The organism is Photobacterium indicum, from assembly GCF_003026215.1.
In the GTDB taxonomy this organism is placed as follows: Bacteria; Pseudomonadota; Gammaproteobacteria; order Enterobacterales; family Vibrionaceae; genus Photobacterium; species Photobacterium indicum.
Genome location: NZ_PYOC01000008.1, coordinates 154,362 through 180,978 on the forward strand (window position 1 = coordinate 154,362; position 26,617 = coordinate 180,978).

The 26,617-nt window shown below is 42.2% G+C and carries 24 protein-coding genes; 9 read left to right on the forward strand and 15 right to left on the reverse strand.

The window, feature by feature from the left end; translation table 11 throughout:
- Positions 1-27: 27 nt before the first annotated feature.
- Complete coding sequence (locus C9J47_RS19320; RefSeq protein WP_211321772.1) at positions 28-639, reverse strand: YtjB family periplasmic protein; 612 nt, start codon at positions 637-639, stop codon at positions 28-30.
- Between the two features lie 279 nt (positions 640-918).
- Between C9J47_RS19320 and serB the strand changes: the two genes are divergently transcribed.
- The gene (gene serB / locus C9J47_RS19325; protein ID WP_107254954.1) at positions 919-1,884 is read left to right on the forward strand and encodes a phosphoserine phosphatase; all 966 of its coding nucleotides are present in this window, start codon (positions 919-921) and stop codon (positions 1,882-1,884) included.
- 147 nt (positions 1,885-2,031) lie between these two features.
- Here the strand turns inward: serB and C9J47_RS19330 are convergent, their stop codons facing one another.
- A complete protein-coding gene (locus C9J47_RS19330) occupies positions 2,032-4,383 on the reverse strand; it encodes a PilZ domain-containing protein (RefSeq protein WP_107254955.1) in 2,352 nt (783 codons plus the stop codon).
- Positions 4,384-4,529: 146 nt separating this feature from the next.
- Here C9J47_RS19330 and radA point away from each other — a divergent pair, with 146 nt between their 5' ends.
- The gene (gene radA, locus C9J47_RS19335; protein WP_107254956.1) at positions 4,530-5,909 is read left to right on the forward strand and encodes a DNA repair protein RadA; all 1,380 of its coding nucleotides are present in this window, start codon (positions 4,530-4,532) and stop codon (positions 5,907-5,909) included.
- A 155-nt stretch (positions 5,910-6,064) separates the two neighbouring features.
- On the opposite strand, the gene C9J47_RS19340 is transcribed toward radA, so the two are convergent.
- From C9J47_RS19340 to ettA, 3 genes are all read right to left on the reverse strand, one after another.
- Entirely contained in the window at positions 6,065-7,057 is a 993-nt protein-coding gene (locus C9J47_RS19340; protein WP_107254957.1) for a M23 family metallopeptidase, read from the reverse strand.
- 16 nt (positions 7,058-7,073) lie between these two features.
- Positions 7,074-7,454: a PilZ domain-containing protein gene (locus C9J47_RS19345; RefSeq protein WP_107254958.1), complete on the reverse strand. Its 381-nt coding sequence runs from the start codon at positions 7,452-7,454 to the stop codon at positions 7,074-7,076.
- A 283-nt stretch (positions 7,455-7,737) separates the two neighbouring features.
- Positions 7,738-9,405 (reverse strand): energy-dependent translational throttle protein EttA, encoded by a 1,668-nt coding sequence (gene ettA, locus C9J47_RS19350; protein ID WP_107254959.1) that lies wholly within the window; start codon positions 9,403-9,405, stop codon positions 7,738-7,740.
- A 132-nt stretch (positions 9,406-9,537) separates the two neighbouring features.
- On the opposite strand from ettA, the gene sltY reads away from it, so the two are divergent.
- On the forward strand, positions 9,538-11,472 hold the full coding sequence (sltY, locus tag C9J47_RS19355; protein WP_107254960.1) for a murein transglycosylase: 1,935 nt from the start codon (positions 9,538-9,540) through the stop codon (positions 11,470-11,472).
- 120 nt (positions 11,473-11,592) lie between these two features.
- The gene (gene trpR, locus C9J47_RS19360; protein ID WP_107254961.1) at positions 11,593-11,904 is read left to right on the forward strand and encodes a trp operon repressor; all 312 of its coding nucleotides are present in this window, start codon (positions 11,593-11,595) and stop codon (positions 11,902-11,904) included.
- A 111-nt stretch (positions 11,905-12,015) separates the two neighbouring features.
- Here the strand turns inward: trpR and yjjX are convergent, their stop codons facing one another.
- The 9 genes from yjjX to C9J47_RS19405 form a co-directional block, all read right to left on the reverse strand.
- Positions 12,016-12,540: an inosine/xanthosine triphosphatase gene (gene yjjX / locus C9J47_RS19365; RefSeq protein WP_107254962.1), complete on the reverse strand. Its 525-nt coding sequence runs from the start codon at positions 12,538-12,540 to the stop codon at positions 12,016-12,018.
- A gap of 187 nt (positions 12,541-12,727) precedes the next feature.
- On the reverse strand, positions 12,728-13,366 hold the full coding sequence (locus tag C9J47_RS19370) for a helix-turn-helix domain-containing protein (protein ID WP_107254963.1): 639 nt from the start codon (positions 13,364-13,366) through the stop codon (positions 12,728-12,730).
- 778 nt (positions 13,367-14,144) lie between these two features.
- Positions 14,145-14,957 carry a LytR/AlgR family response regulator transcription factor gene (locus tag C9J47_RS19375; protein ID WP_107254964.1) on the reverse strand — a complete coding sequence of 271 codons (813 nt, stop codon included), beginning with the start codon at positions 14,955-14,957 and terminating at the stop codon, positions 14,145-14,147.
- A gap of 57 nt (positions 14,958-15,014) precedes the next feature.
- Complete coding sequence (locus C9J47_RS19380) at positions 15,015-16,037, reverse strand: sensor histidine kinase (RefSeq protein WP_425440610.1); 1,023 nt, start codon at positions 16,035-16,037, stop codon at positions 15,015-15,017.
- A gap of 14 nt (positions 16,038-16,051) precedes the next feature.
- Complete coding sequence (locus C9J47_RS19385) at positions 16,052-17,455, reverse strand: hypothetical protein (protein WP_107254966.1); 1,404 nt, start codon at positions 17,453-17,455, stop codon at positions 16,052-16,054.
- A gap of 2 nt (positions 17,456-17,457) precedes the next feature.
- On the reverse strand, positions 17,458-18,246 hold the full coding sequence (locus C9J47_RS19390) for an outer membrane lipoprotein-sorting protein (RefSeq protein ID WP_170107549.1): 789 nt from the start codon (positions 18,244-18,246) through the stop codon (positions 17,458-17,460).
- A 46-nt stretch (positions 18,247-18,292) separates the two neighbouring features.
- Positions 18,293-19,606 (reverse strand): ABC transporter permease, encoded by a 1,314-nt coding sequence (locus C9J47_RS19395; protein ID WP_107254968.1) that lies wholly within the window; start codon positions 19,604-19,606, stop codon positions 18,293-18,295.
- Positions 19,594-20,292, reverse strand: coding sequence for an ABC transporter ATP-binding protein (locus tag C9J47_RS19400; protein WP_107254969.1), 699 nt, complete (start codon positions 20,290-20,292; stop codon positions 19,594-19,596). Before C9J47_RS19400 ends, C9J47_RS19395 begins: the two co-directional genes overlap by 13 nt.
- Positions 20,293-20,385: 93 nt before the next feature.
- A complete protein-coding gene (locus C9J47_RS19405) occupies positions 20,386-21,084 on the reverse strand; it encodes a hypothetical protein (protein WP_107254970.1) in 699 nt (232 codons plus the stop codon).
- 235 nt (positions 21,085-21,319) lie between these two features.
- On the opposite strand from C9J47_RS19405, the gene C9J47_RS19410 reads away from it, so the two are divergent.
- Positions 21,320-22,288: a DUF4382 domain-containing protein gene (locus C9J47_RS19410; RefSeq protein WP_107254971.1), complete on the forward strand. Its 969-nt coding sequence runs from the start codon at positions 21,320-21,322 to the stop codon at positions 22,286-22,288.
- Between the two features lie 57 nt (positions 22,289-22,345).
- Here C9J47_RS19410 and C9J47_RS19415 read toward each other — a convergent pair whose 3' ends face one another.
- Entirely contained in the window at positions 22,346-22,966 is a 621-nt protein-coding gene (locus C9J47_RS19415) for a GNAT family protein (RefSeq protein ID WP_107254972.1), read from the reverse strand.
- A 260-nt stretch (positions 22,967-23,226) separates the two neighbouring features.
- Between C9J47_RS19415 and C9J47_RS19420 the strand changes: the two genes are divergently transcribed.
- The 4 genes from C9J47_RS19420 (at position 23,227) to C9J47_RS19435 (ending at position 26,617) form a co-directional block, all read left to right on the forward strand.
- Positions 23,227-24,096, forward strand: coding sequence for a M23 family metallopeptidase (locus C9J47_RS19420; protein WP_245903536.1), 870 nt, complete (start codon positions 23,227-23,229; stop codon positions 24,094-24,096).
- Positions 24,000-24,446, forward strand: coding sequence for a bactofilin family protein (locus C9J47_RS19425; RefSeq protein ID WP_107254974.1), 447 nt, complete (start codon positions 24,000-24,002; stop codon positions 24,444-24,446). The genes C9J47_RS19420 and C9J47_RS19425 overlap by 97 nt, the downstream gene beginning before the upstream one ends.
- 135 nt (positions 24,447-24,581) lie before the next feature.
- Positions 24,582-25,061, forward strand: coding sequence for a cupin domain-containing protein (locus C9J47_RS19430; protein ID WP_011217425.1), 480 nt, complete (start codon positions 24,582-24,584; stop codon positions 25,059-25,061).
- Between the two features lie 602 nt (positions 25,062-25,663).
- Entirely contained in the window at positions 25,664-26,617 is a 954-nt protein-coding gene (locus C9J47_RS19435; protein ID WP_245903538.1) for a hypothetical protein, read from the forward strand.

A 26,617-nucleotide genomic window follows, 5' to 3' on the forward strand; every position in this document is an offset into this window, starting at 1 on the left:
GCTTGATTTAAGCAGGTTATTTAGCCATCAATCTTTAGCATTGGCTGTCAGTAAAAATGGGAAGTGCCAGATATCTTTACGGCGCCCGAAGGTGTAAGCCAGCAAGAAGCCAATGAGTAAGGCTGCAATAATGAGCCCTCGAACAATGCTGGTCATTTCTTCTATTTGGTTATTGGCATTCTCGAGTAGCTTACCGTGCTCCAGTGTAATGCGCATAAAACCAATAATGTTATCGCCAGAAAAAATGGGCTCCACAATTTGTTGGCGTCCAAAGCTTGCTATCGCTAAGGGAGTAGATAGCCCAGTGACTTGCTCAAGTGGCATTGCCTCTTCAGTTTTAGCAAGGGTAATACCTTCTAAATCATAGATGCTGGCATCTAAAATCAAAGGCTCTTGCGAGATCTGTTGAACCAGAGCTTTTAATTTGTCTTGGTTGTTATCAACCACATCCTTTGCAGCGCTTTCAGCTGCTTGGCGAACAACTAGGCGAGACAATGATTGCGTTTGTTCACTTAGCACCTCGTAGTTACGTATATTCACATCAGAGCCGTACTCCAGCATGGTAACTAAACCGCCCAGACTGAAAACTAAGACAAATAATTGCCATACTCGCTGTAATCGTGTTTTCTTTATTTTCATAATTACCAACGTAATTCAGGTATAAGCTTTGTAGAATAAGGTGCATATTGTCTTATTCTACACAGCAAAATCAAACGATTGCCATATTGGGGCTTGCCCAAACAAATTGCAATAGGGTACTTTTATAGTAACAGTAAAGAGCAACTTGGGCGTGAAAGCGTTATAACTGACTATAATAGAATGTAATCACGCGTAACCAGCCATTATAAATTGTATGTGATTATGAATAAATCACAGTCACGCCCAAGCTGTTTTTGAATTAAATGGATATAAATGAACATGGATGAGCAACCACTGCTTAAAATTAAAAAACATACTTCGCTTCACAAGCGTTTTCCTGAAATATTGGCTGTACCTAATTTAGCCAAGCAGAAAGCCTCTTGGTTATTGTACGGTCGGCATATTACTGAGCTTGATGTCTATAAGATAGGAGACAGTGCAGGACAAGAGCTGGATATTGTCGCAGCATGGAAAGTGGGCTCTTATGATGCACTGCTGATAGGGAACGAATTAACGGATGCGTTTGCAATGGCTGTACTTAGCCAAAAGCTGGATTTTTCTCGTACTGCTGATTTACCCGATCTACTTGAGCCTGGGCTGATAGTCATGGATATGGATTCCACCGCAATCCAAATCGAATGTATTGATGAAATTGCTGTTTTGGCTGGGGTTGGCGAGCAAGTGGCAGAAGTAACAGAACGTGCAATGCAGGGCGAATTAGATTTTGAGCAAAGCCTTCGCCAGCGTGTTGAGGCTCTAGAAGGTTCGGATGAATCTATTCTTGAAGCCGTTCGTTCAACATTACCCATGATGCCTGAGCTGCGAGAGTTGGTGGCGACATTGCATAGCTATGGTTGGAAAGTCGCCATTGCATCGGGTGGGTTTACCTATTTCTCTGACTACTTAAAAGATGAATTGCACTTAGTTCATGCCCAGTCGAATACGCTAGAAATTGTGGACGGCAAGCTAACTGGTAAAGTGCTAGGTGATGTCGTTGATGCGCAAGCAAAAGCCGATATTCTGTATGAACTTGCTGATGAATACGATATTGAACCACATAACACCGTCGCTGTTGGCGATGGCGCGAATGATTTGGTGATGATGGCTGCCGCTGGTCTGGGGATTGCCTATCATGCGAAACCAAAAGTAGAGGCAGATGCGCCTGTTGCTATTCGTCATGCAGATTTAGGTGGGGTGCTTTGTATTTTGTCTGCCTCGCTAATGCCGCAAAATGTGAGTTGGTAGCATTTACTTATCTAGAACAGTACAGCTGCTATCTTTGCGTATTACGGCATTAATCATTAAAAGCCATTAAGCATCAATAAACAAAAAGAGGACCATGAACTGTCAGGATCATGGTCCTCTCTCATCGTATTATGTCTGGCTAGCACCTTAATTAATTTCGAGTCTAACCAGTACTTCATCTGTAATATCGAACATCTCACCACTGCCAATTAATGACGTAAACTCGACTTCTAATGCGCGTGCACGGTGCATCGTTAAACGAGCCAGTTGTCCTAACTCTTCACCAATTAATGCCGTCATTGGATTTAAAACGGGTACGGCAGTAATACGAATTGCAATGAACTCACCTTGCTGGCGGGCTTTTTTGACAAAACTTATTCGCTGTTCTAAATCATCAAACTCATCTAACAATTTACTTTCAATATACTGAATTGAATCACCTTGACGTTGAACCCAAAGGTAAACTTCATGTACAAATGGTTGACGAATTTCAACCGGACGCATGGTTTCAGCCAGCATTCGTTGTACCCGATTTTTAAAAATAGGTTGTAACGAAAACCCTTTGCCATCAGTTAATTGATTAAATAATTTCGCGAGAGGGGGCAATGGGAAATTACAGCCAATCGCTTTTACGGTGACTTTGTGATTAATCTTTTCAGCAAAATAAGGCACAGAGTTTAGACGTGTTAGTAGCATTTGGTGCATGGCTAATAATAGCGGGCCTTTGGGGAAAGTTTCTTTAGATAAAAGCAGTTTTTTTTCATTATGATTGATTAATCGTCGTAAAAAATGCTCGCCTTTTAGAGCGTCTTCACCACTGCCAGACGTTAATTGAATATTGAGACAGTCTGGACTAATTCTAATGATGCGGTAAGGCATTTTATCTAATGATGAATTTGTATCTAACTTGTGTAGCTGGGTAAATTTAATAATGACACTGTCGTCTTTCTTCGCGGCTAGTGGCTGGGCAAGACTGAGGTTTAACCCGCGAGTGGAGAAATCGATAGAAGCCCCGAGTACATTACCGAGCTCTGGGTGTTGGATCTCTACTGGGGTTTTAAATTTAAAACGATCTTCACTTCGCTGTGGTTTGGGATCGAAAAATACGCCTTTTGCTTGGCAAATAGGATCGCGTTGGTGTCTAAACACATGCAAGGCTTTTGACGGTAATTGCGATTTAATGCTTAATCTGTAATCTTGCTGTGCTTGGTCATTGGTTAGGTTTTGCATGACCCCTATATGCGTTAAGTGCTGGAATTGTTCCACCATTTCAGGTGCAACATCTTGCAGGCGTTCTAGATCATTCGACCCGATTGGGTATACCGTTATACGTGTGACTCGCCAGCTTTTACGTGTTGCCCCTATTTGCCAAAAGAGCTGTCGTTGTTCTTGATTCATCTCTGGCAGTGCTGCAGAGTAGAAAAATTTCTTATGATTATGCTCGTGGTAAAAGCTGTAAATCAGAGTGCTACATTGCTTCAACCCTGCTTTGCCAAGAGTTGCCATTCGAGCTTCTGACAGAAGGTGGTTGATAACGGGCTGGTTTCGTTCGTCGTGCCAATCTTCCCAAATATTTTGATTATGCTCGGTTAACAGGCTGTATTTTAGTTCCGCACCAGAGAAAAATAATGGCAAGCTGGCGGTATGTTTTAAGAAGCAATGCTCATAGCCTTTAGTTCGGGCTTGAATCACTTTGTCTTCATGATTATTTCGAGAGCGACTCGTGTTCAGGTTTTGATTCAGCTTGATGGTGTCTTTCATTACTTGGTTATCGCTCAGTAGCGTTAAGCGTAACCATTTGAAGCTGTCGTTATCTTTATTATCATCAATGCCAAGAATGCGGTATTCAATGTCTTTCGCAAGGCGAGCATCATGACATTTTTCTGCCAACGCTGGAAAACTAGCTTTCACCGTTTGACCAAGATTATATTTAAAGGCTGATGGCACTTTAAATTTAGCCCCTGAATAGGAGAGATCAGACGTCACCCCATGCACGGCTTGACCAAAAGGAAGACGCAGATTCACTTGCGTCGATATTTGCAGGCGGTTTTCTTCACGTGTTAAATAATGACCAAAACGAATCAGATTGGCATCAAATTGAGTATCTTGTTTTGTTTTTTCGATGGTTTGTGGTTTGAGTTTTTCTTGATGATGCAGCACGCGAAAGTTATTACGCGTATTGATTAAAGCTTCATATAAACCGACCCGAAATTTACCACCGTATACTTTTATGCGTTTGTGATAAGTATTGATCGCGACATCATCTAACCAATGGGTGAGACCGTGAAGATCGTACGGGCGGCATTCTCCTTTTACTCGACCGCGAAGATCAACAATTTGAAGGCAAGGTGCCATCATGCGTTTTATTTCGAGTTTGAGCTGAAGGCGAGTTGGGCCTGTTTCCTCATACGTTAGCATTAAAAAGACATCGTCGAAGTCTTCACTATCGTAAACGGGGATGAGTTGCTCGATTAGTCCTTTATATTCGTCCAGTAACATCTTATTTTCTGATACATTACTTATGCTTCTATTATCTGCATTTTGCAGTAAATCTTAAGCGTGTAGTGATATTAATCGATTAAAAACGGCTTTTAACCGTAATTACAATAAATATTGAGTGTTTGATCAATAAATTAGGATACAAAATGGCAAAAGTGAAGCGCGCTTATGTGTGTAGTGACTGTGGTGCAGATTTTCCTCGTTGGCAAGGACAATGCAGCGCATGTGCGGCATGGAATACCATAACAGAGTTTACGGTCCCTAAAACAAAAGCAGCGATAGGCTCTGTTGGTGCTGCAACCAGCTATGCAGGTGCTTCAACCAAAGTACAGAAATTGTCTGAAGTCGAAACTAAAGATTTGCCACGTTTTAGTTCAGGTATTGGTGAGTTTGATCGCGTGTTAGGTGGCGGCATTGTACCGGGGTCAGTATTACTCTTGTGTGGTGATCCGGGGGCGGGTAAATCAACCTTGCTGTTGCAAAGTATTGGGGCGGTAGCGGCAATAAAATCGGCATTGTATGTGTCAGGTGAAGAATCTATTCATCAGATCTCTCAACGAGCAGAGCGATTAAAAACTCAAAACATTGATAAAATTAATGTTGTTGCTGAAACGTCGGTTGAGCAAGTCTTACATTTAGTGACTCAACTGAACGCTGAATTCGTTATTATTGATTCGATTCAAACCATGACGGTCGCACACAATGATTCAGCGGCAGGTAGCCCAAGCCAAGTCAAAGAATCTGCGGCAGCTTTAACGCGTTTTGCCAAGACGGAAGGCGTTACCTTTTTACTGATTGGTCATATTAATAAAGATTCGAATGTGGCTGGCCCTATGCAGTTAATCCACATTGTGGACGGATTGTTTGCTTTATCTTCGACATCGGATGAAAAGTTTCGCGTATTGCGCACTTCTAAAAACCGTTTTGGTGCTGATTCAGAATCGTGCTTCTTTGCAATGACCGAACAAGGCATGAAGCAGGTAAAAAACCCCTCGGCTATTTTCTTGAGTCGTTCAGATAAGAACCATGCAGGATCAGCCTGTACAACGTTGTGGGAAGGTACACGCCCGTTGCTGGTAGAAATCCAAGCATTGTGTAATAACTCAGTGACAGAGAACCCTCGTCGCTTATCGGTTGGTTATGACTCTAACCGTTTAGCCATGTCGATTGCCGTATTAGCCCGACACGGTGGCGTGATGTTGTCTGATATGGATATCTTCGTGAACTGTGTTGGTGGCATTAAGATTGAAGAAACCTCTGCTGATTTGGCAGTACTGTTGTCTATCTTCTCGAGTTTCAAGAATCAGCCAATTCCACAAGATGTACTGGTGTTTGGTGAAATCGGCTTGAATGCTGATATTCGCCCAGCAGCTAATGGCATGGAACGCATTCGGGAAGCGGCTAAGCAGGGCTTTACACGCGCGATTGTACCAAAGGCGAATGCGAGCCGGAAAATTAACGGGATTGAAATTATTGCAGTAGAAGATTTGCAAGAAGCGTTAGAAGCATTTGATCGAGTGTCTTAGAGTATCTGATGCCGTTATCTGTAATATGGCTTGATAAAGGTTCATCGATAATGACTTATTGATAATCGATGAACAAAAAACGAGAGCAGATGCTCTCGTTTTTTATATGCGTTTTTGGTGAATGCTTTTATCGTCAGCCTTTCTTGCGCAGTCCCCTAGATCTTTCGCTCATCACTTGAAACGACTTGAGTGCTCGCAGTCTCTATTGGCTCTGCCGGCTGAGGTACGTATGTTAGTTGCACTTGCATTGAAACAACGTTGTTGACCATCTCTAACAGTGCTGCCCATTGTACTGTTTTTTCTTTTTCAAACAGATTATCAAAATTATCAGGTGTCCAATCGACAAACGGGCGAGGGTTAATCGCGCGTCCTAAGAAGCGGATTTCGTAATGTAAATGCGGACCTGTCGACATGCCTGTATTGCCTGTCCAGCCAATTAAATCCCCCTTACGGACAAACTGCCCTCGCTTCACATTGAACTTACTCATGTGAGAGTAAGAACTCGTAAAACCAAGGGAGTGACTCAATTTTAAATGATTACCGTAGCCTTTGTTACTTGGGCGAACAAGCTCTATTACGGCATCGGCTGGTGCATAAATTGCCGCACCAGTATTCGCTGCAAAATCTAACCCGCGGTGACTTTTACGTTTACCGGTTATTGGGTGAATACGGGTGCCAAAACTCGATGATAGGCGAACATCATCGGTAGGGTTACCGTTAGGTATTAAGCGAAATAATGTGCCTCTAACGGCAGAGCTAATTGCAGCGCTATCAATACGCTGATCAAGGGTGATGTCTTCAGGGCTATCGCCTTGTAAACCTAAAATCGTCTCTACATCATCCACGCGCTGGGTAAGGCGCAATAATTCTGCGTTCTTATCTGCAAGCTGTTTGGTGAGATCGTCATTTGTGGTGTTTTCAGCTGTCAGCGATTCAGACAGTTGCTCTGCTTGCACGTTTAATTGATTAAGTTGGTGATCAGATAACTGTGTTTGCTGATAGAGAAAATAAATACTGTAGCCGCCACCTATCAAAAGAGAGAGAAGCACGGTTGATAGCAATACGACATAACGTTTTTTAAAACGGTTAATACGGTAATGTGAGGTTCCTCGGTTATCAGAAACCGAGATGCAAATACTGTCAGACATGATGAATAATTCGTTTCTACTGCTCGTTAATAGATCTTTCTAAGTCGGCAAGTTGTTCTAACTCGCGATGTAATAGTTCATCAGTTCCGATGTTCAATTCGACCAGGCGCTTTAAGTGGCTTGCGCTATCAATATCCATATGATGAATGCGCATGCGTAAATAATCGTTACAGTGTCGAACTAATTGGGTGTCCATGACCAATTCGATATCGCATTCATGTAAGCAAAAGCGAACGCTGTAGTGCGTATCGTGATTAGGTTGCCAATCTGTTGGGCGGGTTAATAGTATCCCCTGCAACGAGAGATCACAGACATTAGCAGTCCATTCATCATTGGCCTGAGAAAGCGTTGCTGATGACTGATAAATAATGCGCATGAAATGACGACGTTCAACCATAATCTTCTTATTTCTTGGATTACCGTCACATAAGTCTAAAGAGAAAAGAGATTTATCTCTAGGAATATGATCACAAATTTATTAAAACCAGTTGCTTATTAAGACAAAGTTAAAGAAATCGGCATTATATCTATGGTTAAGTGATAAAACGAAGCGTTTTGTATTGTTCACTTATGAATGGAAAGGGATATCAAAGAGCTATCTGTGCGTCATTAGAAGATTCCTGCATAAAAAAAAGAGCCGCTAGAACGGCTCTTTTTTATCGTGACTCACGGTGACTACATTACTTAGTCATACGCTTGTATTTAATGCGATGTGGTTCTGCAGCTTGTGCCCCCAGTGTCTTCTTTAACCAATCGGTGTATTCGGTGTAGTTACCTTCATGGAAGTTAACTTTGCCTTCATCACGGTAGTCTAGAATATGGGTCGCAATACGGTCGAGGAACCAACGGTCGTGCGAGATAACCATGGCACAACCAGGGAACTCAAGTAATGCTTCTTCCAGTGCTCGAAGTGTTTCAACATCCAAGTCATTGGTTGGTTCATCGAGTAGTAGTACGTTACCGCCTGCTTTCAGCAGTTTCGCTAAGTGAACACGGTTGCGCTCACCACCAGAAAGATCGCCAATGCGTTTTTGCTGGTCACTGCCACGGAAGTTAAAGCGTGATACATAAGCGCGTGCTGGTACTTCGTAGTTGTTGATACGAATAATTTCAGCGCCTTCAGAAATTTCCTGATAAACGGTGTTGTTATCGTTCATGCTATCGCGGAACTGATCAACAGATGCAAGACTAACCGTTGTACCGAGTTCAATCGTACCTGAATCAGGCTGCTCAGCACCACTTAGCATTTTAAACAATGTTGATTTACCAGCACCATTGGCGCCGATAATGCCGACGATGGCACCTTTTGGCATACTGAACGATAGATCATCAATCAATACACGATCACCGTATGATTTCGTTAGGTTGGTTACATCAATAACCTTGTCACCTAAACGCTCACCCGGTGGGATAAACAGTTCATTGGTTTCGTTACGTTTCTGGTGGTCGCTCGTATTAAGCTCTTCAAAGCGCGCCATACGTGCTTTTGATTTTGCTTGACGACCTTTAGGGTTTTGACGAACCCACTCAAGCTCTTTAGCAATTGTCTTTTGACGTGCATTCTCTTGAGATGATTCTTGCTGTAGACGTGCATCTTTCTGCTCAAGCCAAGATGTGTAGTTACCTTCCCATGGAATACCTTCACCACGGTCAAGCTCTAGAATCCAACCTGCGGCATTATCAAGGAAGTAACGGTCGTGGGTAATCGCCACAACAGTACCAGTGTACGCACATAAGAAGTGCTCAAGCCATGCAACCGATTCAGCATCTAAGTGGTTTGTTGGTTCATCAAGTAACAGCATGTCGGGCTTATCAAGCAATAAGCGACAGATTGCCACACGACGGCGTTCACCACCAGACAGTAATTTAATCGGTGCATCCCATTCAGGAAGGCGCAATGCATCAGCCGCACGCTCTAGAGTATTTTCTAGGTTATGGCCGTCTTTGGTTTCGATAAGGGCTTCAAGCTCACCTTGCTCTTTAGCAAGCACATCGAAATCTGCATCAGGTTCAGCATACGCTGCATAAACCGCGTCAAGACGTGTTAAGGCGTCTTTTACGTCAGAAACTGCTTCTTCAACAATTTCACGTACTGTTTTTTCTTCGTCAAGAACAGGTTCTTGAGGCAGGTAGCCTATCTTCAGCCCTGCTTGTGGGCGTGCTTCACCCTCAATGTCATTATCAATACCAGCCATAATACGGAGCAGGCTTGATTTACCTGAACCATTCAAGCCTAAAACACCAATTTTGGCGCCGTGGAAAAAGCTTAATGAAATATCTTTAAGGATTTGACGCTTTGGTGGAACAATTTTGCCCACGCGCTGCATGGTATAAACGTATTCAGCCATAATCAGTTTATGATCTCTAATCTAAAATGAAGAAGGTATTTTACCCAATCTAGACATAAGATTAACAGCATTGTTCATAATTAGCGTTTACTATGAATAAATATCATCCTAAAACCGAAATGGAGTTTTCTTGTGCTTAGTTTTTCAGTCCATAAGGTAGTAACCGTAACCGTGGTGATATTCGGTTTAAGTTGTGTGCCAGCAAGTCACGCCTCTAAGCTTGATCAGCAACGTGAGTGGTATGTACAAGCGGGTAAAGCGTTAGATAAGAAAGATGAAGATGGTTATCGCCAATTACGTGAAAAATTAGATGAATACCCTTTAACGCCATACTTAGATTATCATGATTTTTCTAAAGATCTCAGTAAGAAAACACCCAAGCAAGTGACTGAGTTTGTCGCTGATTATAAGGATCTCCCTTTTAATACGACAGTTAAGGGAAATTACTTAAATTATCTAGCAAAAGCAGAACGCTGGAATGACTTTTTAACGGTTCAGCCCAATGAGCCGAACGGACAAACACTAAAGTGTTACTACTATTATGCGCAAAGCCAGAAGGGCAATAAGGACCTTGCTTGGCAGGGCGCCAATGCACTTTGGCTAACTGGCACTTCTATCAACGATGAGTGTGACCCTTTATTGTCCGACTGGACTAAAGCGGGTAAACGGACGAATCAGCGGGTTCTCGACCGTATGTTATTAGCGTACGAGCAAGGCAGCAGTGGCTTACTGAAATACCTCGATAAACAATTATCAGGTACGAGCCAAGCGATAGGTGACGATGTCTTAGGCTTATTAGATAAACCACAGAACGTCGCTGATTTTGCCAAACGCAGTAAAGTCACCGAGTTTAATCAACAATTAGCGGAAGCCGCTTATAAGCGTTTAGCCCGTAAAGATGTAAAAGAAGCGGTTAAACAATTTCAGCGTACCGTTGATGGGCAACACCTTACGCCATCACGTGCCCAGCACATTGCGGATTACACAGTGCTAAGGTTAATGTCGACAGATAAGCCCGATCTTATTCAGTGGCGTGATAACAAGCTAAAAACCAGTTCCAGCATTAATGCGCTAGAGCGCCGTATTCGATTGGCGTTACGCGAAGCGGATTATGCGGAAGCTGAAAAGTGGGTGAATCGTTTACCACAAGCAGCAAAAGACACCACGCGTTGGACATTCTGGCAAGCCTACTTCCTTGCGCGTAACGGTAAAAAAGCAGAAGCGACTGAACTATACAGCTCGATTTTAGGGCAACGTGATTTCTACAGCGCCGCGGCGGCCACCGTGTTAAATAAGCCGATCGTCTATCCAACCCAAACGGTGCCGGAAAGTATTGCAAAGCAAAGTAAGCAGTACACGACAACCTTGGTGCGTATTCAAGAGCTGATTGCATTGGATAAGTCGCTTGATGCGAATCGTGAATGGTATTACTTATTAAGTGGAAAGACGGCTGAGCAAAAGCGTATGTTGGCCGCTTATGCGGGCAAACATAAATGGCATCATTTAGCGGTACAGGCAACCATTTCTGGACAGTTGTGGGACCACGTTACATTGCGTTTTCCGATGGCTCATAAGTGGTGGTTTGATTTCTTCAGCAAGCAACGCGATCTACCCACCACGACGATGATGGCATTAGCCCGTCAGGAAAGTGCGTGGAACACACAAGCACAATCACCCGTCGGGGCACGAGGTTTGATGCAATTGATGCCAGCCACTGCCAAAGAAACGGCTAAAAAATTGGGGCGTAACTATACTGGGAAAAACAGTTTGTTTGATCCAGGTGTGAATATTCGCCTTGGTAGTGGCTACTTGAAAATGATGCTAGAACGCTACGATGATAACCGTGTCTATTCGTTTGCAGCGTATAACGCAGGTCCTGGTCGAGTGAATCGCTGGAAGGGCCAAAACAGCGGTTCTCGTGATGTTTATACCTTCATTGAAGCGATTCCATTTAATGAAACCCGTGGCTATGTACAGAACGTTTTAATGTTTGAAATTTACTACAGCGATTTGATGGGTAAAAAATCGGTATTACTTAAAAAGAATGAATTAACAACCCGTTACTAAAGGGTGTTTGACGGTGATTCTGCAAGGCTGAAATCTTGCAGAATTTATCAAATTAGTGTGCAACAGGATCAGAACAGGTTAACATTCCTTGAAGATTCAAAACGCCTTAATGAGGTTTACATGTCAACAACTCCGGAAACGGCTGATTTTACCGAGTGGCAACAGGTCGTCGATTTACTTCGTCAGGCAGCATTAGAGCAGAAAGATGACGTGATGCTGAAGCTATTACTTACCCCTGATGAAAGAGAAGCGTTATTGGCTCGCGTGAATATTCTTCATGAGCTAATGAATGGGCAGCGTAGCCAACGAAAAATTAGTGAATTGTTAGGGGTTGGGGTAGCAACGATTACCCGAGGATCTAATGAATTAAAGCATCAGAGCGACGATACAAAACAATGGCTGGCTTCTTTATTAAAGAAGCAACAGCAATAAGTTCTCCAATAAGCCAGTCGCTCTGAATACATTAAATCCCGTCACGATACTCTTTTTTTAATAATGAGGATCGTAACGGGATTTTTTAATGCCTGACGTTTTGCACCAGCGCTAGCGGCAAGGAAACCATTGTTCATTCATAAATGGAATTAATGCTAGAATCAGGGCTTGTTGATAGACCGAACTGCGACTGAGCGTATGATTGGTTAACATTGCAATGGCCCCACCTTTTTGTTTAACGTTCTGTTGGTTAAACATATCGTCCATCACATCACCAAGTTCAATGCCTTGTTGGATTTTTTCTAGCGCAATAGGGGGCAAAGGCAAAGAAGCCGAGCGTGCTTCACCGCGTTGCTTATGGTTTTCAATCACCATCCACGCGAAGGTAAAATTTCCATCGATTCCCGCTTCCAGTCCTACGTAAAAATCAGCATCAGCCTGCAACTTTCGTGCATTCTTAACACGGTTTCTTGCACCGAGTAAGGTTTCGTCTGCACATAAAGGCTGATCTCTTACTTCGCTGGCGACACTAATGCCTTCGACAGTAAAAGATTGCTCAGGAAAGGCTTGTGAGAATGCTGAAGCAACAGCAGAAATTTTTGCAGGGTTGGCAGAGGCAACAATAATTTTTGACATGATTTACCACTAGCTAAAGAATAATATCGACGGTTTTTTACCCTCGCTATTCTACGTAGTCGTAAAGTGAATACCAACCTAAACAAGTATCAGACCCGTTGAAATAATCGAAGCAGCCTGTTTTGAAACTCTTTCTAGTTAAAAGCATAGGTTGGTATATAAATCACATACCTATTACAAGCAGAGCTTAACGATCGAAAGCCCAATCTGATTGAATGATGTAACCGTGAACTTTAAATTCATCATTATTGACAAAGAGGTTAGGGAAATCGGGTTGGGATGTCGAAAATATGACACCATCAGCTAATTGAGTCATGTGATAAAAATCAGGCTCACTGTTACGTACCGATGCAAATACTGGTTGTTTAGGGCGGTAAGTCGCTTGCTTGGTGGCTAATGCATAGCTGCCAATAGGTGCACATTGCGAAATATTTTCGTTATCAACAAATAAACCCAAGCAATCATCACGTTCAAGGTGTTGTGGTATTACGCGTTTACTGACCACATTTACTGATTCACCGCCGATGAAAGATCCAAAATCTTTACGGTGAATAATAGGGATGTAAGTACAGGTTGAACCTTGTGAAGACTCATGAGTAATGGCTGTCGTTGCTTGAGTGCCTGTATCGATTTGCCCTGTTAAAAGGTAACCGATAGACGTATTTAATGTCTCAGCGATTCTTTCTAGCTCGCGGACTTCAATACCGTATTTACCCGATAACTTACGGCTCATTGTTCCTTGCTGAAGGCCCAAAGATTCGCCAAGTTGCTTTTGGCTAATTCCTTGGATTTTAGCTAACTGTTTAATTCTTTCTAAATATCCCATTATAAAGCTTCCCGCTACCGTTATACGAATGCAAAGGGCATTCTTAAAAGTCATACCTAATTCTACTGACATCCTTATCAAAGGAATCTATGAGGTATAAAAAGTGCGATTGATTTCGTTAAAGGAATATAGTTTACAATAAGAATGGGTAAAAAATGGAACAAAATTCACGTCATAAATTAAGTTTTTTATCAAGAACGTGTTTTTAGTGAAGGTAATTTATAAAATAAAGAGAAGGTGCAGACCTATAACGGACTTCCTTTTTAACCGTCAGAACAAGGTTATTTATACATTTCCTGTATGATTGGTATCGCTGTTTATCATTGTTATCATATGATTCTTATGGCTATTATATGATTTTAGGTTGTTATTACTGTTTTAGTGATGGTTCTGTTGAGGGGCACTGATGTTTCTACTTGAAATTTGGCATGTAAAATTTCAAGTAATTTACTGGTTTATCAAGAGGCGTCATGGAGAATTCTGCTCGGCGTTTAATGGGTAAAAATAGTGAATACCCCATAGGAATATAAATAGAGGGTTGGTGATACTATCGCGTTATATCTGGATGATGACAAACCTATACACCTCGCGGGCTGATTCTCGTTAAAATGTCTTATTTGTTAGGCTTTTTGTCGTGGTGTTCTTTCGTTTTTATACTCATTTTAGGCTCTTTAAAAAGCTTAAATGATGTTATTTATTAGTGATAAATATGTTTGGGCTTGGTGCGATTAATAACAGTTTATTGTTGGTTCAATCTATCAATCTATCAATCTAACTATTACATTCCTTTAAATAAACTCTGTGCTGTTCGGCTAACAGGCAGCTTTTGCCCATCAATGATGACTGACATTCTTCCTGCTAGATCTTTCTTCACTTTCTCAATGGTTGCGACATTAACGACGGTTGAACGATGTATTTGCCAAAATGAATCTGGATTGAGCTGTGCAAGCAATTCCTTCAGTGATGTGCGAATAATATATTCTTGAGCGGCGTTATTGGGTAATCGCTTAAACACCGATACATATTTGTCTTCCGCTTTAAAATAGATCACATCGGATATCGCAATTAAATGAATGTCATCACCCGCGCTGGCTTTTATCCAAGTGAGGTATTGTGGCTCAGACTGTGTCGATAACTGTTGAATTTGTTGGATTAATGCTGATATGTCGGGTTGCGATTGTGCATTTGATGGGTGTTTTTGTTCTGATTGCTGTACTGAAAGTTGGTGTTGTAATTTAGTGCAGGCAGTCTGTAAGCGTGACTCGGAAATAGGCTTTAATAAGTAATCAACCGCACTTTGTTCAAACGCTTTTACTGCATATTCATCATACGCAGTAATAAAAACAATCAAGGGTGGGGTCGGCATTTTTTTGAGTTTTTTAGCCAGTGCCATACCGTCTAATTCTGGCATGCGAATATCAAGAAATACAACGTCTGGTTGATGCTCATTGATTTTCAACCACGCTTCTTTTCCGTTTTCAGCACTCGCCACTATCTCGAGTTCTGGCCATACTTCGGCTAAAGAACGATTTAAATGATGACGTAAAAGCGGTTCATCATCGGCAATTATCGCGGTTGCAAATTGTGTCATCTTATCCGTCCTTAGATCGTTTAATTTACTAGCGAGCTCATGGCGCTAATCATGTTTTTATATAGGTAGGGTTAAAGTTGAAATGACGCCACCAGAACGGTGCTCTTTTATCGATATACTGGCTTTCCCGTCAAATAACATCTCTATGCGCTGGCGAATGTTTTCTAGCCCTAATCCATGCCCTACTGCATGCGGGGTGGGGCTGAATCCTGCCCCGTTATCCGTTACGCTGATCTGCATATTCCCACCAATATTGACTATATCGAGTGTGACTTTCCCACCCTTGGCTATTGGTGCAATACCATGTGTTAATGCATTTTCGATTAACGGTTGAATTAATAGCGGTGGTAATACTTGGGTTGATGAGATGCCGTCGATATTGATGGCATAATCTAACCTATCCCCAAGGCGTACCTGTTGGATTTTTAAATATGCCTCAACCAATGAGACTTCTTGCTCTACCGTAGTTTGTTGGTGCCTCGTGTTATTGAGGGTTGCGCGCAGTAACTCTGTTAGTTTTTCTAGCATCAATTTAGCTTTATCACTGTCAGTTTCGATCAGCACACTGATTGTGGCTAGTGTATTGAATAAAAAATGCGGTTCGATCTGACTTTGCAGTTGCTTTAGTTGGCTGACTAATAGTACTTTTTCTTGCTCTATTTGCTTTCTTTTAAGGGTTTCGAGTTCTTTATCTGCAATGAGTTTTTGCTCTTTTGAATAAAAGTAGTAATAGCAAAAACCAGTAAAAATAAGCCCAAGTAATATAACGGGTTTTAGGTTGCTCCAACCATCTTCACCAAGAAAATCATTCACCCAATATTGCGCATTTAAGGTACCAAATATCATCGAAAAACTCAGGGTACAGATGATTTCTCGGTGGCGTGAAACTGAAGGGAACACAAGATCAATAAGCTTGGCACTGAAAATAGCGCTATAGCCAAAGCCAAAGCTGATAATGAGGTGTTTAAAAAGCGAACTAGGCCAAACCGATTGAGTTGTTAAGGCGATGATAAAACAAAAAAGACTGGTGAATAAGAACGATTTACCCCATGAGTAATTCGTTTCTTTTTTTACGTCCATTTGTATATTGCTCATTAAAATCGCCCTTTCAGGTTTAGCAAAATCATATGCTTATCTGGCAAGTTAGCATAAGCTGAATTTGATTGCCCAGTCAAAAATCGTGCAGCAAGCTCTAAATCGAGAGATGCACTTCCAGTATCTATCCATTCATAGTTCAGCCACTGTGTCGCGATAATCCCATTATCTTGAGGGGAGTAAAGCAAATCAAAGGTTGGCGTTACGTGTTGAATCCAATTTATTTCTCGACTCCAATCCCATTGTGCCCATGCTGTTGAATTGAGTGACCAATGCAGCATCACATTATGCTGAACAATATTGCTAAGCTGAAAACCTTGCGCATACGATGCACTCAATGCTGTGTTTTGCGATGTTCCAGTCTGAGCTGAATTCGTCGGTGGTGTTGCCATTTTATTTAGGCTGGTGGTGGTATCGATCGCTTGCTGCCATTGCGATGAAGACCAAGCTCGGCTGTCATACCAGTATTCTAAAATAATACTATTGCCCACTTCGTTAGCCCACGTTAACCCCAATAAGGTTTGAAAAGCGTTACCTTGCTCACCTAAAATTACGGGGTGCAGGCTCGAACTTGGTAGTTCATAACCTAGGCTTTGATGCTGGTAAGTGGCGGATCCATGAAATTCCCAAGCGAGATCTAATACCGACACCACGCTGCCACCTATTAATCCATGGCGTACATCGTCATAGTAAGCCAGCCATTGGTATTCTTGTTCGCCCTGCATCCCATAGTGGCGAACGCCCACACCTTGTTGTTGAGATTGCTGTTCTAGGTCATTCAGTGATTGCGATGTCCATGATGAATCGGTGTAAAGCAGCGTCCATTCACCTGTCGCATCGAAAACAGACAATGCCACTACGCCAGCCCCTTCTTCTGCGACTATTCCTACGGGATTTCTGCGATATGGCTTAATGATATCAAGCGGGCGATAGCCGTAACCCACGGCCCAATCTAATCGAATCTTCCCCAGTGTGACATCAATGTACTGTTCACCGAGTGCTTCATTCGCCAAGGAAAAACCGCCTTGCCAGTACAGCTCTCGAATAATGAATTCAGCGCTTGGATCATTGTTTAGGTCATTGCTTGAGAGGGTGTTTTGGTTAGTGCTTGAAGCATCGCCTTGAGTCTCTGAATATAGGTCAGTAGTTTTAAGCGAAATCAATCCGAGCCATTGTTTGTATCCCACTTCCACTTCTAATAATCCATCAATGGTTTGACGGCTATCAGGTTGTGGCGGAATAAATGGCGAGTTTCTTGATTGCACGCTTTCAGCACTGATCATCCAATCCCAATGTAGCGATAAATCACTATTACTGGCGGCTGAACATGGCGTATTCAGTAACACTAGGATCATCAATCCCCCGATGTTTTTGAATGCATTAATCGCCTTATTTTTATTCATGATTATAGCTCTGACACACTATTGCGAGACAAATACGCCGGGTTGTAATATTTATCTTCTAACGTCTGGCGTGAGATTGCTTGATATTCAATGATCGTCTTTTTATTGGGTTGGATCTTATCAAGTAGAGTCATGGCGACAACGCTGGTTGCCCCTTCACGCAAACCTTGAGTAAACCACGCTTGTTTTGCCATTTTGCCCGAACGTAAATACAGCTCCGCTTTGATTGGAAAATCATTATTGGCGTTTAACCACAGATCGATGGTTTGATAGCTGGCCCCTTTGGTTTTGGCGGTCAATTTTAATTGGTGGGTTGTTACTTCTGCACCATTAAGTGTTTTGATGATTGTCGATTTTACCCATTCACCTTGATAATCTTCACTCCAAGTGAGTGTTGAAATATCACCAACGGATGCTTCACCCAGTAATTTTTGCATGGGGGTAATACGAATAGGACGACGACTTTTGGGCATCAATAACCAATAGTTATCTTCAATCATCAGCATTTTTTGCCCAGTTTCCACTGCTGATTTAAATACCACCAGTGATTCGCGATTAGGGCGGGAATACACATTGTACAGACGCGTTTTATCTAACGTGTTTGACTTATAAAGCTTCACCAATGAAACCACTTTCGCAGCGCCGGGCTGAATGCGATAGCTGTCGGCTTTGGTTATCATTGTTGTTACGGCTTGCTGGTTTATGCCTTCAAGTTGATCGATGCTTTCATTGGCAAAAACCAACGACGATATCGGTAATGTAAGTGCCAGTAAAACAGAGCAAACCAGCATTCGTTTACATTGAAAAGTACGTGCCGTGTTAGGGCTGAAATAACCATTAAACATAAATTAATGCCTCGGTAATGGGTTTGTTTACGCCTTTACGCGCAGAGAATAATGCAGCTAATAAGCAAATAAACATCACGCCGATAGTGGTAAACGCGACAAGCTCAAACGAGAAGTTGATATTCAGCGGATAGCCTTCACTTCTTCCTGGCGGCGGGGGCATTTGAACATCGACAAACAGTAACAACACGCACATTAAGGCGTTAGATACTGCGCCTAGCATGCTACCAATGAGTGCTAATAATCCTGCTTCGCATAAAAATCCTCGAACGATCTCTGATGGGTAACTACCAAGGGCCGATAAGGTGCCGATTTCTCGGGTTCTTTCCGTTACTGTCATGGTCATGGTGTTAAATAGAGCGACGAATACCACTAAGCCCATTACTGTTCCCATAATGCCGAAGATGCGGTCGTACAAATCTTTTACTTTGTTGTAGAAGAATGCGCGATCTTGCCAAGGGGTGATTTCAATCGGCTGAGACAGTTGATCTGACGTTTTTGATAATTGATCAGAAGAGCTTAATCGCTGATGTAGTTGTTGAGAGAGCCGTTGGTGCACAGCATTGGTTTGCGCCGTTTCAAATAAGAATACCGATAAAGTGCTGACTTTATCGCTCGCTAATAACTCTTGTGCACTTGTTATATGAATGTATAGCTGACGTTTATCGAGTTCTGGAACGCCAGTTGAATAGATGCCACGTACATTGAAATCGAATGCGTTAAGCGCCCCGTCGCTAGTGGTTGCGAGTAATGTTACCCAATCCCCTACATCGACTTTTAGGTTACGGGCTAAATCGACCCCTAGCATTACTTGTGGTTCGGCAGGGTCATAACGGCTAGAGGTTACATCAGACAGGCTTTGACCTGCTCTGATATCGAGGAACGGTCCTTTCATATCAAATTCACGATCGTTGACACCAGTGCCCATGAATATGGTCGACTTACTGCCATTAGAGACTAAACCACTGAGGTATATACGAGGTTGAATACCGCGTATGGCATCATCGGCGATAATTTGTTTGATCAATGCTTGGCTATTATCCAAACCATTGCTGAGCGGCATGTCTTCATCTCTGGTGAAGTAACCGGGTTGGCTTAATGTTAGGTGTCCGGTGTCTCTGGCGGTCGATTCTTTCAGCGATTCATAGGTGTATAAGCCAAAGCCACCAGCGCTGGTGAGGGCGAATACCGCGATGGCGATAATTAAAATCGACAACAAGCTGCGTCGCCCATTGCGCAATAGGTTCAACCAAGCAAACCGAAGTGATACCGGAAAATGTGGTAACCGTGCAGCTAACTTGCCCATAACATGCCCCTTATATCGCTAGCGTGATTAACAAGCCTTCCATCAAATAGCGCGATGCTTCTATCGCAACGGGTCGCCATGCGAGGATCATGAGTCGCTACGATAAATGTGGTGCCCATTTCATGCCCCAGCTGCTTCATTATATCGATTACTACGTTAGCGCTTTGGCTGTCTAGGCTCGCGGTCGGTTCGTCAGCAATAACCAAGGCTGGCTTATGAACCAATGCCCGAGCAATCGCGACACGCTGTTGTTGACCGCCAGAAAGGTTATCGGGCCAGTGCTGAGTAAAATCGGCCAATCCCACTTTTTCTAGCATTTGTAACGCAAGTTCGTCTTGTTGCTGTTTACTGAATCCATTTAGGTGTAGCGGGTAAGCAACATTTTCTAATGCCGTCATGACTGGCACTAAGTTGAACCGTTGGAACACAAACCCAAGTTTCTGGCGACGGACTTTGGCAGCGGCTAATCGCTCTGTTGGGTAAGCTTTCCCATCCAGTGTGATCTCGCCTTGGTAATCCATGTCCAGTAATCCAAGAATATTCAGTAGGGTGCTTTTGCCTGAACCTGAAGGCCCACATAGAGCAATCATGTCACCTTTTTGAATATGCCCGTCGATACCTTGCAAAGCAGGCACTGATTGATTGCCTAGTTGGTAAGTTTTTTGTATTTGATTAAATCGGATCATCGTTTTCCCCTTTTCCTTAGGCTTCGCTGACCATGTTTATCACGAGTCATCTCTGGTGCTAGGTGCTAGAGATTAGGCAGTAGATATTAGATATTAGGTATTAGTGATTAATGCTTTTGCGGCGATGGTATCGGCATGTTGAGGATCTTTACTCTCCATGATATGTAACCATTGTTTAGCTTGTTCAAGATCGTTAGCACGAAGAGAGGCTTTAATGGCGTAGTGATAAATCCACGCTGTTGCCGCAAAGTGTTGTTGTTCAAATTGAGGCTCAGACAGCAAGTCGATAAACAGATCGTATCCACGTTCGAAGTGATTAAAGAGATCGGGCAGTTGAGAATAAGTTACCGCTGCCATGGCCTGGGTTAAGTAAGCCTCAGGTAGGCCTTGAACGATATCTTGTTGCTCGAGAGGCGTATTAAAATTGCCCAATAAGTTCAGCGCTTTATCTATCGTTGCCAACCCTTTTTCGGTGAACTTCATTTTGTTCCATGGCAGAAAAGCATCCCTTCCTTGCAACGTTTGTGTACTGCCGAGATAAACCAAGTTAAGTGGTGTGGCCCCTTGTTGATTTAAGTTGTCACTCAGTTGCTTATATGCCTCATCAACTTTACTTTCGTCGCCCGAAGCGGCTTGGTTATACAGTGCCAAGGTCTCTACGGAAGGGGTTGCTAGCACAGGGTTGATGGTTGTAATAACAATACTGCTAAATACGATACCAACAATAGCCAGTGAATAACGGGTTGTTTTACTGATGTAATAAAGAGCTGAATGCTGTGCTTGAATTGTCATGGTTGCAGTCCTTTTCATATGTTGATACTGAAAGGTTACTGACAAACATGCTTCTATTCTTATCAATGCGATGAACGGGCGGTATTGCAGATAAACGGTAAGTGGGGTAGATAGCAGGTAAAGTTGCACCTTGAATGTAATTTTACTGTCAGAATTATCAGTAGCGAGTGTTGGTGTCTGTCAGTCGATTTGAATTGAGGCTATTCTTTATTCTCGATAATAAAGAGGGTGAGTAATGAAAAAAGCAGTAATCGTAGGTCTTGTGAGTGCCGCTTTGGCTGGTTGTGGTGGTTCAGACTCGTCAGATAGCAATGGTACAGGTACTTTTTCGTTAGCCTTTTCTGATGCTCCTGTTGATGGCCTAAGTAAAGTATGTGTCGCCTTTGATCAGATTTCAGTTCATCACGTTAATGGTGGCGAATCTAGCTGGGGCACAACATCTTTTGCTGCTGATCAAAGCTCGCCTGAATGTGTACCAGAAGATCTGACAATACCTTCTGATAGCAACGGCAACCCTGATTTTATGGTGATTAATTTGATGGCATATCAAGGTAATCATTCGCAACAAGTATTAAGCGATGAACTGATGGAATCGGGTAAATACACTCAAATGCGATTATCAGTGCTAGAAAAAGGCACTTATAGCGATGGCACACCGTATTCCCATGTGGAAGAAACCGATACCGAGAACAAGGAAGGTATTCGAGTACCCAGTGGCGAGCTAAAATTAGATGGTTTCGATGTTGTTGCGGATGCGACACAAGCTTATACGCTCGAATTCGATTTACGTAAAAGTATGGTACAAAATGCCAATGGTTATCAGCTAAAACCACGTGGTGTACGCTTAGTCAATAATGAAAATGTCGCTGCTATCGATGGCACAGTGAGCAGTGTTGCCTGTAATGATTATACAACTAATAATATTAATGATGCCTTCGTTTACGTTTACCCAGCTTCAACTGATGATCACGGTGACTTAGGATCTGAATTTGAACCGTATACATCTGTTGCTGTTGCTGTCGATCCATTAACTCAGAATGGTTCGTTCAATGTTGGTTATGTTCCATTCGGCACTTATGATCTGGCACTGGTGTGTAATGGCAGCGAAGATCATCCTGAGATAGGCGATGATCAGCTTGAGATTGCAGACCCTATTCAACAAGATTTAATACTGTCTACAACAGGTTTAACGGTCAGTTTTTAAGTTTATAATTGAATGTGAAGAATATCGGCTTGGTTACAAGTTGATATTCTAAGTGACTTATAACAATTTAATATACAGCTGGCGATCATCTTCAGATGGCTTAAAGCCCACCGTTTCAAGATAAGAACGATGTTCGACATTACTTGTACGCACATGAAGCGTGTTAATACCTCGGTTCTTTATAACTTCAGGGTTCGTCTCGAAATAATAAGTCCCAATTTTAAAGTCACGATATTCTTCAGTCACATAATCTAATAAAACGTTCAGCACACCATTTTCATCTTTAGAGCCAACTAATACCCCCGCAATATTATTATTACGCAGCATATAAAAAGCCGTATTCGATAATCTCAGTTCTTCTCTCGACACTTGCAGTTCGATGTCTTTTTTATTCATTTCTATAAAATGTAAAAAGTACTCTGAATCCGTAGAGGCTGTAATTAACTTAAAGCGTTCTTTAACACTGTAAATTTTATATAGGAAATAAACATTAATCCCCGCGATACCAAGATTCATTAACATGGTAGGAAGAGAATCGATAAAGTATGCAAAAGCAGCGAAAAGTAAGCAGCCAGTAAAGTTGATCACCCTTAGTTTTACGATAGAGGTCATCGTTAAAGACACTAACACGACCAGTGACGCGAGATAGCCGAACCATTCCACCCAATCAAATTCCATTTTGATCTCCTTATTTTTTATTATTCGTTAAAGATAGCATAAGAAAAAGAGGTTTTTCTGTAGTGGTGCCAATCAGTATGACATCGTCGGGATCATAACCTGAGATATTTACAAAAATTCCTTTAGCTGCTGGCCAACTGGTCGCTTTGACTGATAGGCATCTTTAATTATGTATAACAATGAAAGATCAACTCATTATATCAATATCCAATATCCATGGTTCGCGGCACTTTCATCTGGGGAAATTTTTCAAGCGTAACGTGGTTGCAGCCTCAATCTTTGTGGCGGTCTCCGTTATTGTTACCGCAATCGTTATCAATTACCTTGTTGGCGAGGTCGATCAATCCCGGCAGAGCCAGCAACAATTAAATGTTCATTCAAAGCAGTTAACATCAGAAATCGAACAGCTAGAAAGGTTCCGCTATACACTCGAGCAAGATTTAGCAGAACGAAACGATGAACTTGAACTAGTCACCGGGCGAATGGGGGAACTGGAACACGTACTTGGTATAGAGTCGGAAGTTGAATTATCGCTCAACAATCGGTTAGATACTGCTGCGGTTAACTCAGCCGTGCGCCTGTCCATGTTACAGCTTATTCCAAATGGCAGCCCGATTGAGTACCGACGAATGTCTTCTGGTTTTGGTAATCGCATTCATCCTATAAAAGGTAAGAAACGTCGCCACCTTGGGATCGATCTCGTCGCTAAAACAGGCACACTGGTACGCGCTCCGGCTGATGGTGTCGTTGAATTGGTTCGCCCAAGCAAAAAAGGCTATGGTAATTTGCTTAAAATAAACCATGCCTATGGTTTTATGACCTTGTACGCACATTTGCACTCATTTAATGTCAAAAGCGGTGATTTTATCCGTAAAGGCGACATTATTGCCGAAACTGGCAATAGTGGCATATCCACTGGACCTCATTTGCATTATGAAGTTCGTTTTCTTGGCCGAGCCTTAAATCCAAAGTCGTTTTTGGACTGGAACTCGACCGATTTTGAAGTACTATTTGACCATGAAAGGAGTATTCGATGGGACTCTTTAGTAAAAATCCTGCAAGATCAAGCCAGCACACATCTTCAACTATCATTGCACAAGGTTGTTCCATCAGAGGAAATATCGAACTAACGTGTAATATTCAAGTTGATGGGTATGTCGAAGGTAAAATTCGTACCGACCAAACGCTCGTGATCAGTAATCAAGGACGGGTGAAAGGTGAAATTATCGCCAACCATATCGTGATTAACGGTATGTATGATGGCACGTGTTACGCGAATAGCATCGAAATACTGCAAGACGGTAAGGCGAGCGGTACGATTCATTGTGATGATTTAAGTATCGAGCGTGGTGGAAGCTTCCTTGGTGAGACGCAGCCAACCAGTGAAGAAACCGTCACTGTGATTAACAGCCAACAAAAAGAAGACAAGGCTGTTAGTAAAAACGAAAAGCCCAAAAAAGTCGCCAACGCAGCTAAATAGTACAAATACGAATTAATTGTGTAACAGTAAAACCCGATCATAGGTCGGTTTTTTTATTGGTATTATATTAATGTATTTATTAGGCATTTTAACTCTCACCGAATAACCACCGATATATGAGAATAAGTATAACTTATGCAAACAGCCGATGAATTCATTCAACTTTTAGAACTGGAACAGCATATTGAAGGGGGATACTATCGCTCCTCTTATAGCTCACAGAGCAATTTCGATCAGACTCGTTCATTATGGAGCAGCATCTATTTTCTGCTTCGTACTGGTGAGGTTTCACATTTCCACCGCTTAACCGCCGACGAAATGTGGTACTTCCATGCGGGAGAATCGCTAACCATCTATATGATCTCGGAACAAGGTGAGTTGACGACGGCGCAACTGGGTCTCAATATTGCGGCAGGTGAACGCCCGCAATTTCTGGTGCCTAAAGGCTGTATTTTTGGTTCAGCAATGAATCAACCTGGATTCTCTTTAGTGGGGTGCATGGTGTCACCTGGGTTTACCTTTAATGATTTTGAGCTGTTTAACCAAGAAACATTAATGGCAATGTATCCACAACATGAAGATATTATTCGTCGCCTGAGTCGTAATGAAGGGTAAGAAACAAACTTTACATTTATAAATACCAACGCCCGCAATAAGGTGCGCCACGATAAACTCCCCAAGCGCACCGAACTCCAAACCAAAACTGTCGAGTGTAAAGCGTCAATATGATGGTTTTATAGGCACGTTTATAATTTTCTCGATATTGAAGTGCCAGAAGGCATATACCCAAGTTACCTCAAGATGCTCGTTTCAGCCACCTGATTATCAAGGTGAAGTGCCTGATGGCTTTTTTGTACCTTACTCATGAGCTCACACGCGTTATTTGAGACGAAAACTATCTTTGGGGCTTCACATTGCGCTGGGGTATGAGATGCCGCTGTCTCTTTATATGAGCTAGGCATACGGTAGAGGTTTTGGCTTTAGTGTTGCCAATGTTGCCGAGTTTCATAGCATATTATACTAATACGATAGTTAATGAATAAATTATGGTCTGTGATGTTGTGGGAAACGAACAAACAACAGGCTTGTATTTCATGAAATTCCTGACCGAATGTTGATTATGTATACATAGTTATACGCAAAGCGTATCGATGGTATCGATAGAGAACAGTATATGGGATTATTAAAAGAATTAAGCAAGACGAATGGAAAGCGTTATGACACCGACAAGTTGCTCTTATTCAAAAGAAAAAAAACAAAATGTCTTTGCGATGTTTTTGAAACATCTACGCCAAAGTAACGAATTATCTCAAGAACAGCTTTGTTTGTATTTACGCCAACATAGTAGCCTATTCTACAATCTCGATACCATAACCGTGAGCCGCTGGGAGCGAAGCGTTAATATTCCATCATTGGCAAAACAAGCTGAAATTGTTGAGCTGTATGATAATGAACTGACCAGTATTTATCGCCATGATCCTCAATTTTTGGAGGAGTGCAGTACATTAGTGTCAATTCCGAATCAGAGTCGGTTCAAGTCCTCTCATCCCTATTACACCAATGATAACTATGATATCCAAGTTATTGATATTAATGACGACAGCTTCTACATAATGCTGAAAATGATTCTGCGTTATGAAAACAACCCAAGCCTTGTCTTAAAGCTACCTTTGGCAGAGTTTGATGGGCTTAAAGATTTAAAGATCCATGTCGCCAATGCATTCAATGATCAGATCATAGGGCATGCACTCTATATTGAAACGTCTTCTCAATATGTATTGGAGTTGGTGAATATCAAGAGCGATTTAAACGAGATCGTTACTAAAAATCCTAAAAAATTGCCCGATACCATGTTAGTGCTATCGTCAGCTGGCGCAACGAAAGAGGTAGAGAACAGTATGATGTCTACCTATATCAACCGTTTCGTTAATCAAAAAAATCTACGTTATCTTTGTTTTAGTGTGTGTGATGAGGGGTTCATCAAGAAGCTTAATGCCGCCAAATTAGATGCCTTTAAGGTGAGAACCATACAGTTAGAAGACAAAACGGTTGCGGTACACTCTTTCTTGCTGAGTCGCTCAGAATTGATGGCGAACCGTTTTTTACTGAAACTTGCCGTAATATCGCCAAAACAGCTTGTAGACTTTCTCAATATCAAAGGTAAGGGATAA

What these genes read in the sequence shown, in the direction of transcription:
- C9J47_RS19320 (WP_211321772.1), bottom strand. Translation starts at nt 639, where the DNA reads ATGAAAATAAAGAAAACACGATTACAGCGAGTATGGCAATTATTTGTC.
- serB (WP_107254954.1), top strand. Translation starts at nt 919, where the DNA reads ATGGATGAGCAACCACTGCTTAAAATTAAAAAACATACTTCGCTTCAC.
- C9J47_RS19330 (WP_107254955.1), bottom strand. Translation starts at nt 4,383, where the DNA reads ATGTTACTGGACGAATATAAAGGACTAATCGAGCAACTCATCCCCGTT.
- radA (WP_107254956.1), top strand. Translation starts at nt 4,530, where the DNA reads ATGGCAAAAGTGAAGCGCGCTTATGTGTGTAGTGACTGTGGTGCAGAT.
- C9J47_RS19340 (WP_107254957.1), bottom strand. Translation starts at nt 7,057, where the DNA reads ATGTCTGACAGTATTTGCATCTCGGTTTCTGATAACCGAGGAACCTCA.
- C9J47_RS19345 (WP_107254958.1), bottom strand. Translation starts at nt 7,454, where the DNA reads ATGGTTGAACGTCGTCATTTCATGCGCATTATTTATCAGTCATCAGCA.
- ettA (WP_107254959.1), bottom strand. Translation starts at nt 9,405, where the DNA reads ATGGCTGAATACGTTTATACCATGCAGCGCGTGGGCAAAATTGTTCCA.
- trpR (WP_107254961.1), top strand. Translation starts at nt 11,593, where the DNA reads ATGTCAACAACTCCGGAAACGGCTGATTTTACCGAGTGGCAACAGGTC.
- yjjX (WP_107254962.1), bottom strand. Translation starts at nt 12,540, where the DNA reads ATGTCAAAAATTATTGTTGCCTCTGCCAACCCTGCAAAAATTTCTGCT.
- C9J47_RS19370 (WP_107254963.1), bottom strand. Translation starts at nt 13,366, where the DNA reads ATGGGATATTTAGAAAGAATTAAACAGTTAGCTAAAATCCAAGGAATT.
- C9J47_RS19375 (WP_107254964.1), bottom strand. Translation starts at nt 14,957, where the DNA reads ATGACACAATTTGCAACCGCGATAATTGCCGATGATGAACCGCTTTTA.
- C9J47_RS19380 (WP_425440610.1), bottom strand. Translation starts at nt 16,037, where the DNA reads ATGGACGTAAAAAAAGAAACGAATTACTCATGGGGTAAATCGTTCTTA.
- C9J47_RS19385 (WP_107254966.1), bottom strand. Translation starts at nt 17,455, where the DNA reads ATGAATAAAAATAAGGCGATTAATGCATTCAAAAACATCGGGGGATTG.
- C9J47_RS19390 (WP_170107549.1), bottom strand. Translation starts at nt 18,246, where the DNA reads ATGCTGGTTTGCTCTGTTTTACTGGCACTTACATTACCGATATCGTCG.
- C9J47_RS19395 (WP_107254968.1), bottom strand. Translation starts at nt 19,606, where the DNA reads ATGGGCAAGTTAGCTGCACGGTTACCACATTTTCCGGTATCACTTCGG.
- C9J47_RS19400 (WP_107254969.1), bottom strand. Translation starts at nt 20,292, where the DNA reads ATGATCCGATTTAATCAAATACAAAAAACTTACCAACTAGGCAATCAA.
- C9J47_RS19405 (WP_107254970.1), bottom strand. Translation starts at nt 21,084, where the DNA reads ATGACAATTCAAGCACAGCATTCAGCTCTTTATTACATCAGTAAAACA.
- C9J47_RS19410 (WP_107254971.1), top strand. Translation starts at nt 21,320, where the DNA reads ATGAAAAAAGCAGTAATCGTAGGTCTTGTGAGTGCCGCTTTGGCTGGT.
- C9J47_RS19415 (WP_107254972.1), bottom strand. Translation starts at nt 22,966, where the DNA reads ATGGAATTTGATTGGGTGGAATGGTTCGGCTATCTCGCGTCACTGGTC.
- C9J47_RS19425 (WP_107254974.1), top strand. Translation starts at nt 24,000, where the DNA reads ATGGGACTCTTTAGTAAAAATCCTGCAAGATCAAGCCAGCACACATCT.
- C9J47_RS19430 (WP_011217425.1), top strand. Translation starts at nt 24,582, where the DNA reads ATGCAAACAGCCGATGAATTCATTCAACTTTTAGAACTGGAACAGCAT.
- C9J47_RS19435 (WP_245903538.1), top strand. Translation starts at nt 25,664, where the DNA reads ATGACACCGACAAGTTGCTCTTATTCAAAAGAAAAAAAACAAAATGTC.